A 13,653-nucleotide genomic window follows, 5' to 3' on the forward strand; every position below is an offset into this window, starting at 1 on the left:
TTTGGATCGAGGCGCTTTTTTGCCGCACCCGTTGATGACACGATTCCAGTCAACTCTTACTATTTTAGCATGAAAACTATTCTAAGGTCAAGATCTTTGAAGTCTTATCTTTAATTTCAACTTAATGTTATAAAACATGAAGGGAATTAATGGGAATTCAAGGCAGGAATTTTATAGGATTAACAGCTTTGCCATCCATACGAATCTCAAAATGCAGATGAGGCCCCGTTGAGTTTCCGGTGTTTCCGGAAAAAGATATGGTCTCCCCTTTTTGAACATTATCACCAGTTTTAACTAAGATTTTACTGTTATGTCCATAAAGTGTCTCGACTCCATCTTCATGCTTCACGATCACAGCCAAGCCGTAAACTCCGTACCAACCTGTCTTAATTACTTCACCCGAACCGGCTGCCTTAATAGGGGTCCCAATGGAGGCAGCAATATCCAGGCCATGATGAAAATCCCCATCATCGCGGGGGCCATATCCTGAGGTTACCGGTCCATTTGTCGGCCATATATAGGATATGTCCTTTCCCCTTGAAAGTTTTTTGGCGCTCTTAAAATTATCCTTCAAAGTTACACTCAAGCAGTTTCCTGATGATTTAGCAGGATTCTGCTTCGTAAGTGCCGAAACTGTCGTCTGATACCTTTCGGCAACATCCTTCATCTCCGCCTTGGATTCCAGACTGAAAACCGAATAACAAACGATATGGTCTGTGGCTGCCTGAGCATTGACAGGCGAAGCCTCCAGAAAAAAACAACTGAGACCCATGAAGAAAGCGACGCTTCCAGTAACTATGGCAATGCGCCGCTTTCCTTCATCTTGAAAACAATCCATGGAAACGGAACCACCTCGAAGCGCAATTATTTACCAGACACACCGAGGTATCTTACCCATAATTAAGATTAATTATACCGGACCATCAAGACAACCTTTCATAGCATATTGCGGCTTCTTATCGAAACGATGCCGAGCTTCAATAAAGCGAACAGTTCCTGACTTTCCTCGAATTACAACAGTATGGGTTAGGGCTCCTTTTGAGGTAAAGGTTACCCCCCGCAAAAGAGCACCTTCTGTGATTCCCGTTGCTGCAAAAAAGACATCGTCACTGCTTACTAAATCATCCATGGTCAATAACTTATTGACATCTTTAATCCCCAAAGCCTGGGCCCGGGCAACATCCCCTTCATTCTCAGGCCACAAGCGCCCTTGCATCTCTCCCCCCATACAACGAAGAGCAGCTGCAGCAAGAACCCCTTCCGGTGCTCCGCCAACTCCCATCATCATATCTACTCCCGTGTCTTCAAAGGCGCAAGCTACAGCAGGAGAAACATCTCCATCTGTAATAAGACGAACTCTTGCACCACAATTACGTACTTCCTGAATCAATTTATGATGGCGGGGACGATCCAAAATCACAACGGTCATATCACAGATACTTTTTCCCAAAGCCTTCGCAACATTAGACACATTCTCCGCCACAGGTGCATCTAACTTAATTTTTCCTGCTGCTGCAGGACCAACTGCGATTTTGTCCATGTACATATCTGGTGCATGCAATAAACAACCTTTTTTAGCAATAGCCACAACAGCAATGGCTCCTGCTATCCCTTTGGCAACAATATTTGTTCCCTCCAAAGGGTCGACGGCAACATCTAATTCCGGGCTTTCGCCATTACCCACTCGCTCTCCAATATAAAGCATAGGGGCCTCATCCATTTCCCCTTCGCCGATAACTACCGTTCCATCCATATGAATCGTGTCAAATACTGCACGCATCGCTTCAACAGCCGCGTTGTCAGCAGCCTCTTTATCTCCTAATCCTACCCACCGCGCCGATGCCAGAGCCGCGGCTTCAGTTACCCGAGCAAATTCCATGGTAAGTTCACGTTCCAATTTAGAACCCCCTTCTATTTATCCTCATTATCTGTTTAGTTATTCACATCCAAGGATTGATACACGTTCAAAAACTCCCAAATATGTATCACATTTCTTCTCTTCTGTTTTATTGTGACATACTTTTAGGGGCTTTTCAACCACTACATACTAGAAGATTAAGCCTATCTTTTACAAAAATGTTGGCATCAGCCAATCCTTGCTCAGATTAGCTGATGCCAGTTAACCATTCGTAATTGAAAAAATATCGGATAAATCCCAATCATAGAGTTATGATTTTAAAGTTTTCCAATCTGCCAGGAACTTATCAATCCCTGCATCCGTCAAGGGATGACGGAACAGTTGTCTCAAAACGGAGAAAGGCACCGTTGCATAATCAGCACCTAACTTGGCCGCTTCAGTAACATGAACAGGATTACGAATACTGGCGGCAATAACCTTAGTAGCAATATTATGAACTTGAAATATTTCACATAGATCAGCAACCAAGTTAAGCCCGTTTTCACCAATATCATCGAGACGACCAAGAAAAGGACTTACATAAGCAGCTCCGGCTCTCGCTGCTAATAAGGCCTGGTTCGCAGAAAAAATGAGCGTAACGTTCGTTTTAATGTTCTCCGAGCTCAGAGTTTTAACAGTTTTAAGGCCTTCCTCGGTCATAGGTATTTTCACGACAATATTAGGATGGATTCTTGCGAGATCGCGGGCTTCCCGAAGCATCCCCTCGTAATCAAGGGCGATAACCTCAGCGCTAATGGGGCCATCGATAATTCCCGTAACCGTCTTAAGCAACTCGTGAAAATCTTTTCCCTCTTTGGCCACTAAACTCGGGTTAGTGGTGAGACCGGCAATCACACCCATATCCCAAGCTTTTTTTATCTCGTCAAGATTCGCTGAATCTAAGAAAAATTGCATATTATCGCCTACTTTCCATTTAAACTTTTCCTTTGCCGCTAGAGACTTTTAGGCGCCTTATCTCATAACTACCCAAGGAACTAGCGCCATTTTTCTTCCTCCTTATTGGTTTTCGCGAGGGGCTGACCACGTAAAGGACTGTTAATTCTCCAGGTTTTATTTTCTTCTAAATACATTGAGTTTATCCCTTCAACCTGACGAACATTATCCGTACTGTCTGCATAAATAACTCCCACGGCCTCACAGCAGTCACAATATAATTCGATTCGGTCCGGCAATAACTCAAAGGACAATTGGTGATTGCCGCAAGCGCAGCCCAAATCTCCTTGCTTGGCCAGAGCATGAAGATGATCCAAAATCCGAAGCATTACCTCCGGGTTTTCAAACTCCTCTTGATAACCCAGCTCCACAGCCAATTCCCCAATAGATTTTTCGCGTTCATGACATGCCTGGGTAACTTTCTGCTTGGGACCAATATATCCTACGGAAGATTCTACGGCAGGACAGGTAAGAGGCAAGGCCTCTTTGCCCCAAATGGCACGACGATTTAACCTTAAATAATGGGTCTGCCCACAGTAAGCACAAGCATAACTGATATTGAACTGCTGACGGTTCCGGCTGGCAACGGATACTAATTGTAAGCCGCAACCACAACGCAGATTCTTGCGTCCTTGTTGAGAAAATGCAAAGAGAGAGAGGGCATGAAATTCTAGCTCCCCGCATTGGGGACATTGAATTGCTATGGTCGTGTTTGTCGTTAGAATCATATTTCCCACCTCTTCCTACAGCTTATACTTCGTCATACAAAAAGATTTTCCTGCCATAGCTCCAATAAAAAGTGTTAGGCGAGAGTACTCATACTCTCGCCTAAAAAGTAAGAAATAAATTTAAAAAATCAAAAATAATGCCTAAGATTAGTAAATTAAAGATAAATTATTCCTCTCCAAAAAACTTAATGGTACTCACTAAACTCCATGCTGCCACTTATATTGTCTTCAAGATTCCCCGTACACGCTCTCTCAATTCAAATAAATCGAAGGGCTTCCCCATATAACAAAGTATCCCCAAGTCCTTTGCTTGTTCCATATTTTGAATATCTCCATAGGCTGTCATCATAATAACTCCTACCTGGCGATTCAAGGCACGTATCCGTTCTAATGTTTCTAAACCGTTCATCCCAGGCATTTTCATATCCATTAAGATGAGATCAGGTCCAAAGGATTCAAACAAACGAAGGGCTTCTACTCCATTTGCAGCCATTTCAACCTCATGTTGATCCTCTCGAAAGGTCTCGAACAGCAGTCGCCTGACCCCGAGCTGATCATCGACAATAAGAATTTTAGCCACATGCTACATCCCTTTCTTGTCAAGTTTCTGTCATGGAGGAATATTCTGTATATAGCGGTAAAACTCCTTCTTTTATAACGCGTTTTGACAATATTTGTTGGCCTTGTCGATATATTCGCAGGGTTCGAGGGTTTGCCAAAGTACGGCGCAAGGGAATTTCCACTTCATCGCCTAAGGCACAGTTCAGATTTCCGATGTCCAAAACCGTCAACTGCATGCCGATTTTTCCGGCAATACGCACAGACTGACCTTTCAGCACCACCCGTTCCTGGCCGAGAGTTACGCCAAATAAAGCTGCTAAATTCTTAATAATAATCTTAAGAAAGTCAATGAATCCTTGGGGCACAAAGTGAGGGGCAACTCCAAAGCCGTCTGCGTACCCAACAGGAATGACGGCTAACTGTGTCTCTGCTTTTGTCCGATAAATACTTTGATATCCCACATATGTTCCTTTAGGAACTCTGCGTAATTGCACAATTTGGCTTTTTGCGGTCCAGGGGTCTTGCAGTTTAATTCTTCCGGAAAAACCTACCCCAGGATAATGCCCCACCAACAAAGTCCCAATGCGCACGAAATTATGATGCCACTCGGGGTAATCCAAAAACGCCGCACTGTTACAGACATGCTGCCAAAGCGGGTTAATTCCCAAGCCTTTCAGGCGAGCCAAGGAATCCCGGAAGCGATTATACTGTTCCACAGTATAGTTCTTGTCCCTTTGCGCCGCCCGGGCAAAATGAGTATAGACTCCCGCAACTTGGATATGAGATGCTGCAAGCAAAGCCTTGGCCAACGGTTCCAGCTCCGAAGGCCAAAATCCTGTTCGACCCATACCCGTCTCTAACTTGAGATGAACCTTAACTTGCGGAAAGCCCTCCGTTTCCAGCTGTCCGCTCACTTCGTTCAAATCATTAATCCAAGAAATTTCTGAAAGAGTCAAATGCAAATCCGCTTTAACAGCCTGATACCATTCTTCTTTAGTCGTCGGCCCTAATATTAAAATAGTTCCCTTAATCCCTTGCTCCCGCAGTATCAATCCTTCTTCAACTTTCGTAACGGCAAAGGCTTCACATCCAGCCTGCTCTAAGACTTTCGCCACTTCCACCGCACCCAGGCCATAAGCATCTGCTTTAACAACGGCCATACATTTTGATCCCGGTTGAAGCTGTTTGGTAATTTCACGATAATTCGCCACGACAGCTTCAAGATTGACCTCAATCCAGGTTCCCGTCATGTCTTTCATCCCCTCCGCGCTCGCCGCAGCTTGCCAATAATCCCTTTAACCACATCAGAATATAGGCTCTAAATGATTCCACAATCCCTCATCCAATCATTCTTACCAGGGTTAGCTATAGTTAATCTAAAAAACCTCTAATACACAGGAAGAGTTCATGCAATCCCCCTTAAGGCCTAGCAGAACTCTCCTAGGGTGTGTCAAGGGGACGGTCCCTTTAACACGCAAACATGCGTGTTAAAGGGACCGTCCCCTTGACACAGACAGCGCACAAGGGTGTGCGCTGTCTGACACAGGTCCCCTACTTAAGCGCCGCTCTAATAAACTCCCTAAACAGCGGATGGGCCCGATTGGGACGAGATTTAAACTCTGGATGAAACTGAGACGCCACAAACCAAGGATGATCCGGATATTCCGTTATTTCAACAAGCCGTCCGTCGAGTGACGTTCCCGAAAAACGCAGGCCGGCAGCTTCTAGCTCACCGCGGAACTGATTGTTAACCTCATAACGATGACGATGCCTTTCATAAATCACCTGATCTTGATAAGCCCGAAAAGCCTCACTGCCCTCGACGAGCTTAGCAGGAGATATTCCCAGACGCATTGTCCCGCCCTTCTCCTCAACATCCTTTTGCTCAGGAAGAATGTCAATAACAGGATAAGCCGTATCGGTATCGAATTCCGTACTGTTGGCATTTGTCATGCCGCAAACATTGCGGGCAAACTCAATTATAGCCGTCTGCATGCCTAGACATATTCCTAAAAATGGAATTTTTTGCTCTCGGGCATAACGGATTGCCTCAATTTTTCCTTCGATACCACGATTTCCGAAACCGCCGGGGACAAGAATGCCATTAACCCCTTCAAGATACTTTTCCGCAGATTCTTCTTCGATATTCTCTGAATTAATCCAGCGAATTTTTACCTTGGCCCCATGCTCAGTACCCGCTGAACGCAAAGCCTCCGCTACACTCAAATAGGCATCAGGCAGCTCAACATATTTGCCTACAATGGCGATCTCAGTCTCTAACGTTGGAGATTTAATCCTTTCGACCATCTCTTTCCAAGCAGTCATATCAGCCGGAGGAGCCTTAATGCCTGAGCGGCGAAGAACTATATCATCGAGGCCCTCTTTTTGCAGCATTAAAGGTACTTCATAGATTGTTGAAGCGTCTACACAAGGAATAATCGCCTCCTGCTCTACATCACAAAGCAAGGCCAATTTTTCTTTCATTTCTTTAGAGAGTTCTTTTTCAGTCCGGCAAATTATAATTGTCGGTTGAATCCCTATGCCTCTCAGCTCTTTAACAGAGTGCTGAGTTGGCTTTGTTTTTAATTCACCCGACATCGGTAAATAGGGGACCAGAGTAACGTGTATGTAAATCACATTCTCCAGGCCGATATCATTTTTCATCTGACGGATTGCTTCTAGGAAAGGTAAGGATTCAATATCCCCAACCGTTCCACCGATTTCAGTAATAACAAAGTCAGGGTGACTTTCTCGAGCAACACGATAAACCCGTTCTTTAATTTCATTAGTGACATGGGGAATAACTTGAACGGTTCCTCCTAGATAATCACCTTTACGCTCTTTGCGCAGAACGGACCAGTAAATCTTTCCTGTAGTAACATTGCTGTTTTTCGATACCGGCACATCAATAAAGCGCTCATAATGACCTAAGTCTAAATCCGTCTCTGCTCCATCATCCGTAACAAAGACCTCACCATGTTGATAAGGGCTCATCGTTCCAGGGTCAATATTGATATAAGGGTCAAACTTCTGAATAGCCACTTTTAAGCCTCTGTTTTTCAAAAGACAACCCAGGGACGCGGCTGTAATCCCCTTACCTAATGATGATACAACACCGCCTGTTACGAAAATAAATTTTGTCATGCGCTTTACCCTTTCCTTTCAGACCTTAAATAATTGAACGTGCTCAAACACATAAATAAAGCTAGTCTGCAAATGTACTAGCTTTACTTTATCCCTCAGAAAGACCTTATTGACATGTATACACCAAAGCCATGTCACATTGTTTCTTTCTCGTATCCTATTCATCTATTTTAGCTAGCAAGCCAAAGGATGTCAAGCCGGACATCCTTTGGCAGAAGCCATTCTTACTCAATGAGAGCTTACCATTTCTCTTCAGATTGTGTCTCAGTTGTTTCTTCAAAGCCTTCATCCAGTTCAAGGGGATCTTCATCTAAGACATCATATTCCAAATCCTCAGCATCAACACCCAGCTTATCATCGTCATCCACTGGAGGCTTATTCATCAACGTAATTGCAGCAGAGCGCCGCGAGGCTTTTGCCGGCTCCCAAACCTTTAGCCCCCATTCTCCCCGCCCGAGAAATGTAAAACGGGTATCAAGGTTAATCTTGGTCAGTGCCTCGGCAATCCGTACAGCCTCCTTGGATATTCCTAAATGTTGGAGGACTTGATCAATTAAATTTTGATAATGCATAGGGTTACCATGGGCTTTCAGAACCTCATAAGCAATATCTGCCTCTGTCGGTTTATTCTTTTTACTTAAAGAGTGGCTCAAAGCTCCACCGCCCTTCGTCGTTTTGAATATCACTATATTCGGTCCACCCCTAAATATTTCCTGCTAATCGCTCCTTTAAAACATAAAATAATCTCAGGAAAAATTACATTTTTTCCGGGGCAGAAACACCTAGAATACCTAAAACATTAGCAATAATTTGTTTCACAGCACGAACCAAGTTGAGGCGGGCTCTGCGCAAGGCCTCATCCTCAACCAGCACTCTTTGGCTGTTATAGAATGTATGGAACAAGGCTGCCAAATCAAGCACATAACGAGCCAAACGATGGGGTTCCAATAATCGAGCCGCCGTCGCAATCTCCGTTGGCAAATCTGCCATTTTTTTGAGAAGGTCTCGCTCTTCCGAAGTCGTTAATAATTTCAGGTCTTCCTCAGATGGATTGCCGACATTCCCGAGCTCTTGAGCTTGCCTTAAAATACTGGACAAACGTGCATGAGCGTATTGAACATAATACACAGGATTATCTGAGGATTGAGCCTTGGCCAAATCCATATCGAAATCCACGGTGGAATCCGGATCCCGTAGATTAAAGAAAAATCGTGCGGCATCTTTTCCGACCTCGTCCATGAGCTCCCGCAGAGTAATATACTGTCCGGAACGTTTAGACATTTTAACGACTTCGCCGTCCTGAATCAAGCGGACAAGCTGCATCAATATTATGGTTAAGTTGTCCGCATTATAGCCTAAGGCAGACATCGCCCCCTTCATTCGCGCAACGTGTCCATGATGATCAGCACCCCAAACATTGATAACTTTATCAAAACCACGATCAAATTTATTGCTGTGGTAAGCAATGTCTGCCGCGAAATAGGTTGGAGTTCCATTACTCCGGACAACTACTTCGTCTTTCTCATCCCCAAACAAGGTCGATTTCAGCCAAAGCGCCCCTTCCTTTTCATAAATATAGTCTTTCTTTTGAAGGTCTTCCAAGGCTGAACGCACGGCCCCGGAATCATGAAGAGATTGTTCACTAAACCAGACGTCATAGTTGACACCAAAATCCTCCAGGGTCTCCCGGATATTCCGCATCTTTTCATCAAGAGCATACCTTACCAGAAACTCCCGCCTCAAGCCGGGTTCCACGGAGAGATATTTATCTCCAACTTTAGAAATTAAACCTTTCACCGTCGTAATCAAATCTTCTCCATGATAGCCGCCTTCCGGGAAAGGAGCGTCTTGGCCCAATTGTTGTAAATAACGGGCTTCTAAGGATAAGGCGAAGTTTTGAATTTGGTTTCCGGCATCGTTAATATAAAACTCACGGGAAACTTCATAGCCGGCCATAGCGAGTAAGGAGGCGAGACTGTCACCAAGAGCTGCCCCGCGAGCATTACCCATGTGTAATAATCCTGTCGGGTTGGCACTCACAAACTCAACCTGAACTTTCTGGCCCTTACCCATATCGACCTGCCCGTAGCGGTCCCCTGCCTGAAGTACTTCTTTTATTACACCCGTAAGCCATAATGGATTTAAACGCAAGTTAATAAAACCAGCCCCGGCAATTTCAGAGGCTTCAATCCAAGTGTCTGTTTTATCCAGATGTTGAATGAGCGTCGCAGCGATGTCCCGAGGAGAACGTTTCGCTTGTTTAGCCATAACTAAGGCTAAATTCGTGGCAAGGTCTCCGTGCTGCCGTTCCCTTGGCTCTTCTAAAACGAAGTTAGGGAGCTCCTCGAAGTTTAGTTCCCCTTTTTCTTTAGCACTGTTTGCAGCCTGTTCCAAATGACTAATTATTTTTGTTTTAATATCCTCATAGAGACTCATGAGGGTTATCCTCCTTTATGGTTACCCACAGCAAATTATGACTTACAAAATTATCATCGACAAAAAGGTCATATTCTAGACTAATACGTCCCCTCTGCGCTGTCAAGTCACTCTCAACACGTTGTGGCAAAACGCTCAGCCACAGTTTCCCGAATGGTGTAGAATACTTACTGATGCTTCGAGCACCAACTTGAAACTCTTGCAGTAAATCGACAGAACCTTTACGATTTAACGTTACACAACCCTTTTTAGCGGTCAAAAATGTCGTTACTCCTTCAAATCCACTGACACTTTCCGGCTCTTTATAGACAACAGTGAAGGCGTTGTTCCTTTCATAAAACGTTCCCGGCACAGACAATTCCTGCTGATCTTCATGGCCCTCAGAGAACTTTTGACTGCCCAAGATTTGAACGGTCACATTCTTTTGCAAATGAGTTAACCCCTATCTATTAAAAATTATAATGCCTATTCGCGCTTACGCTAAAAAACTCCTTCATAAACGTTTAAATTCTCACTTAAATTACAAAATCCTAAATAACCTGTTCTTTTATTCTTAATATTGAAGAGCGAGAGGGGACCGTCCCTCTCGCTGATTTGTTTTTATCCAAGCATAAGACTCCCAACTTCTTTAAGTGGGAGTGGGTCCCCCGTAATTCACTCACTGCAGATACTCTCCACGTGGTGTCTTAATAATTCGCTGAATTTTTTCTTCCGTACCATTTTGGGCATTAAGATAAACGAGATAATCTTCACCCTGATATCGTCCCCGAAACTCATACGCATAAATTTCCTGATTACCGCTTTTGGTAATAACCGCCAGACGGCTCTCTTGTATTTTGAAATTGGTGCGTAGTTTTTGCACAGCCTGGTTCATAGTAATCTTTGCCGGAAAAGTTCTTGTATGATGGAAGGCATAATAAGGCGTTGCATCGAGTCCAACAAGCTGTCCGTTATCTAGAGCTACCATTAATCGGACTTTATCCGGATAAAGTCTTACCCCATTCTGCTCAGCAACAGCATCAAATTCTACATAGGATCCGAAGTCCTCACTTGAAGTAATCACAAGATTCCAGCCAAGAGTTGTCAAAATCTTTTTAGTCCTTTGAATAGCATCGTCAATACTTAAGGTACGTGGATTAAGAGAACGTTGATCCCGGTAAAGGGTTACGACACCGCCCTGACGGCTGATCTCAAGGTAAGCATCCTTGTATTTCCATGAATATCCTTTAAAATCGCCATTAGTTTCTCCGGCAAAGCTTAGAGTCGCATCGGCATACCCCACTTTAGTTAAAAAGCTCCGTGCTGCATTTTGGGACTGTGCTTTGTTGACCTGTCCCGACGGAAGACCTAGTGGTTTCTGCACAACTCGCGCTGAGTACTCACCTGTATAGGTGAAAGGCGGCAATTTTTGCAGGCTTGCATCTAACTGATCTAATCCCGACCTAACGGATTTAGACGATGCTTCCGAGCCGTCGGCTGCTGCTTCTGCAATTTGCGGCCCACCCAAACCTAACTTTTGTCTCAGAGAGGGACCAGGATCTGTCCAGGCTAAATTCTCTGTATCGATTCTCGACATGAGGGTTTGAACCTTTTGATCAACCGGTATCAATTGGTTATGCATCGTTTGAAGTGTTTTCGTATCATCGGCTGTAATTGTCCCTCCCCCTGCCACTCTCTGTGCTAAAGTTCGTGCAAAATCACCCGACTGCGTTAAAAACTGTCCAATGTAACTCAATCCCGCTTGATCTGCAGGAAGCTGCGAAAAATCTTTTAGGGCACCTTCACTTTTACTCGATACCTCACTTAAGTAATATATCTGTTGGTTGGGAGTATTGGCTACGTTGCCCTTCGCCATAACTGTCTCCATTTGATCGAGATGACTCGCAAAATCGCTGAATGCCCTGCGGCTGTTATTTTCCGAAGCAAGACGATAATCCCCAGCCAGACGATATTCATTAATTCCCCAGCCTAAGGAGATTAAAAGAGCAACAGCTAAAGTTCCTACCCATAATCTTTTATGCATGTCTCTTCCTCCTACTTCGTAAAAATATGATTTCCAATTTTGACGAGCTCAGGCCGGGACCAAATAAATTTATTAGTTGTTTTCGCCGGGTTAAAAAAGAAGAGAGCACCTTTCGAAGGATCAACCCCGCTTGCTGCTTCTTGAGCTGCGCGAATAGAAGAAGCTGTCGGCGTCAAATTAATTTGGCCATCACTAACACTCGAAAAGGCACCCGGCTGATAAATAATGTCGGCAATTGTCTTGGGAAAGACAGGATCTGCTATGCGGTTAAGGATAACCGCAGCAACCGCAACCTGTCCGAGATAAGGTTCACCTCGAGCCTCACCATTTACCGCATGGGCTAAGAGATTAATATCAACGTTCTTATAACCAATGGCCTTCCCTGAAGCGTTCGTACTCTGTCCTGTTAAACGTTTTAGTTCGCTGATGGTTTTAGCCCCTGCCAAGCCATCAACCTTTATGCCGCGATCTTTCTGAAAGTTACGTATAGCTGCTTCAGTTTTGGGACCGAATTTCCCATCAATGGGGCCGACAACATAACCTAACTGTACCAGCCTCCTTTGCATTTCTTGAACATCTGAGCCACTGCTCCCTCTGCCCAGCAGGCGCTCACCTAAAGCCCCATGAGCAATTCCTGCCAGGGCAATACTAAGAATCACTCCCACGATGAGAACAATCCACCGAGATCGAAAACGCAAAATCATACCCTCACCTCACTTTTTAATAATCATTAGTGTGGCAAAAGAGTAAAAAAATTATCCAGAATATGCTTGGAATCTTCGGTCTCCAGCCGAGAAAATCCCTGTAGTCAGCCAAGCGAACTCATTCAGCCTGAGCTGAATAACGAGACTTCGGCTGGGTAGTCTACCATTACTGAAGAATAGCAGAGGGGGCTGCTCATGCTTACAAAAGCAGGAGTCTTTCTACTGAATAAACTGCTATTGATTAAATTTACTGGCAGGTACTTCTTTAAAGCTTGTAGAAAAGAAAAGAAGAGAAGCCAAAACAAAACAATTATTGGAGGGGATACTGTGCATTATGAAGGAATTCTCTATCGTCCGCCCAGTGAAGCCAGAAGCCTTATTCTCCAGATTACTGTTGGCTGTCGGCACAATGCCTGTACTTTTTGCACCATGTATAAAGAAAAAACCTTTCGCCTAAAATCACGTACAGAAATTAAGGCAATGATCGCTGAAGGCTTAATCCAGAACCCAAGGGCAGAGCGAATTTTTTTAGCGGATGGGGATGCTCTTGCTGTTGACACCTCTCTGCTTCTTGAAATTCTTGATCAACTTTATGCAAGCTTCACCTGCCTCCAACGAGTCGGCATTTACGGAGGACCCAAGGATATTCTTGCTAAAACACCTGAAGAGTTCGCCGCCCTTAAAGCACATGGACTAACCATCGTTTATTTAGGTGTCGAAAGCGGAAATTCTGAAGTGTTAAACTTTGTCCGTAAGGGGGTTAACCCGGAACAAATGATTAATGCCGGTCAGAAGCTTAGAGCAAGCGGCCTAATTATCTCGTGTACAGTGATTATTGGTTTAGGCGGAAAAGCCTTAACCCAGGCTCATGCCCGCGACACTGCCCGGGTCATCAGTGAGATAGATCCTCAATATTTAGGTGCTTTGACCTTGATGGTAGAACCGGAGGCCCCTCTGTACGAAGTTATTCAACGAGGTGAATTTCAACTTCTTGATCCCTGGGAATCTTTAGTTGAACTCAGATCTATGCTGGAGAACCTCGATGTGTCTCGCTGTATTTTTCGGAGTAATCATGCTTCCAATTACCTGCCTCTTCGCGCTGCGCTGCCCGAAGACCGCACCTCAATTCTAAAAACCCTTGATAGAGTTTTAGAAACCTCTGACCCTGGCGAATTGCGTCCGGATTATTGGCGAGGATTTTAAGAG

Annotated in this window: 13 protein-coding genes; 1 reads left to right on the top strand and 12 read right to left on the bottom strand. The window is 44.4% G+C overall.

Annotation, left to right across the window (positions count from 1 at the left end; genetic code table 11):
- Positions 1-157: 157 nt before the first annotated feature.
- The 12 genes from DEAC_RS04905 to sleB form a co-directional block, all read right to left on the bottom strand.
- The gene (locus DEAC_RS04905; protein WP_083995901.1) at positions 158-838 is read right to left on the bottom strand and encodes a M23 family metallopeptidase; all 681 of its coding nucleotides are present in this window, start codon (positions 836-838) and stop codon (positions 158-160) included.
- A gap of 72 nt (positions 839-910) precedes the next feature.
- Positions 911-1,897, bottom strand: a complete 987-nt coding sequence (gene glpX / locus DEAC_RS04910) for a class II fructose-bisphosphatase (RefSeq protein WP_047808920.1) — start codon at positions 1,895-1,897, stop codon at positions 911-913.
- A 270-nt stretch (positions 1,898-2,167) separates the two neighbouring features.
- Complete coding sequence (gene fsa, locus DEAC_RS04915) at positions 2,168-2,812, bottom strand: fructose-6-phosphate aldolase (protein ID WP_047808921.1); 645 nt, start codon at positions 2,810-2,812, stop codon at positions 2,168-2,170.
- 80 nt (positions 2,813-2,892) lie between these two features.
- Positions 2,893-3,579 carry a hypothetical protein gene (locus tag DEAC_RS04920; protein ID WP_047808922.1) on the bottom strand — a complete coding sequence of 229 codons (687 nt, stop codon included), beginning with the start codon at positions 3,577-3,579 and terminating at the stop codon, positions 2,893-2,895.
- A 217-nt stretch (positions 3,580-3,796) separates the two neighbouring features.
- The gene (locus tag DEAC_RS04925; protein ID WP_047808923.1) at positions 3,797-4,159 is read right to left on the bottom strand and encodes a response regulator; all 363 of its coding nucleotides are present in this window, start codon (positions 4,157-4,159) and stop codon (positions 3,797-3,799) included.
- 19 nt (positions 4,160-4,178) lie between these two features.
- Positions 4,179-5,390, bottom strand: a complete 1,212-nt coding sequence (gene alr / locus DEAC_RS04930) for an alanine racemase (RefSeq protein WP_047808924.1) — start codon at positions 5,388-5,390, stop codon at positions 4,179-4,181.
- A gap of 301 nt (positions 5,391-5,691) precedes the next feature.
- Positions 5,692-7,284 carry a CTP synthase gene (pyrG, locus tag DEAC_RS04935; RefSeq protein WP_047808925.1) on the bottom strand — a complete coding sequence of 531 codons (1,593 nt, stop codon included), beginning with the start codon at positions 7,282-7,284 and terminating at the stop codon, positions 5,692-5,694.
- Positions 7,285-7,523: 239 nt separating this feature from the next.
- Entirely contained in the window at positions 7,524-7,970 is a 447-nt protein-coding gene (gene rpoE / locus DEAC_RS04940; protein ID WP_047808926.1) for a DNA-directed RNA polymerase subunit delta, read from the bottom strand.
- A gap of 70 nt (positions 7,971-8,040) precedes the next feature.
- Positions 8,041-9,720 (bottom strand): arginine--tRNA ligase, encoded by a 1,680-nt coding sequence (gene argS, locus DEAC_RS04945; RefSeq protein WP_047808927.1) that lies wholly within the window; start codon positions 9,718-9,720, stop codon positions 8,041-8,043.
- Positions 9,707-10,150 (bottom strand): YwiB family protein, encoded by a 444-nt coding sequence (locus DEAC_RS04950; RefSeq protein ID WP_047808928.1) that lies wholly within the window; start codon positions 10,148-10,150, stop codon positions 9,707-9,709. Before DEAC_RS04950 ends, argS begins: the two co-directional genes overlap by 14 nt.
- A gap of 228 nt (positions 10,151-10,378) precedes the next feature.
- Entirely contained in the window at positions 10,379-11,743 is a 1,365-nt protein-coding gene (locus tag DEAC_RS04955) for a PepSY1/2 domain-containing protein (RefSeq protein ID WP_047808929.1), read from the bottom strand.
- A gap of 11 nt (positions 11,744-11,754) precedes the next feature.
- Positions 11,755-12,447 carry a spore cortex-lytic enzyme gene (gene sleB, locus DEAC_RS04960; protein WP_047808930.1) on the bottom strand — a complete coding sequence of 231 codons (693 nt, stop codon included), beginning with the start codon at positions 12,445-12,447 and terminating at the stop codon, positions 11,755-11,757.
- A 327-nt stretch (positions 12,448-12,774) separates the two neighbouring features.
- Between sleB and DEAC_RS04965 the strand changes: the two genes are divergently transcribed.
- Positions 12,775-13,650: a radical SAM protein gene (locus DEAC_RS04965; RefSeq protein WP_047809063.1), complete on the top strand. Its 876-nt coding sequence runs from the start codon at positions 12,775-12,777 to the stop codon at positions 13,648-13,650.
- Positions 13,651-13,653: the final 3 nt, after the last annotated feature.

Origin of the sequence: Desulfosporosinus acididurans, from assembly GCF_001029285.1 — a bacterium.
GTDB classification, from domain to species: domain Bacteria; phylum Bacillota; class Desulfitobacteriia; order Desulfitobacteriales; family Desulfitobacteriaceae; genus Desulfosporosinus; species Desulfosporosinus acididurans.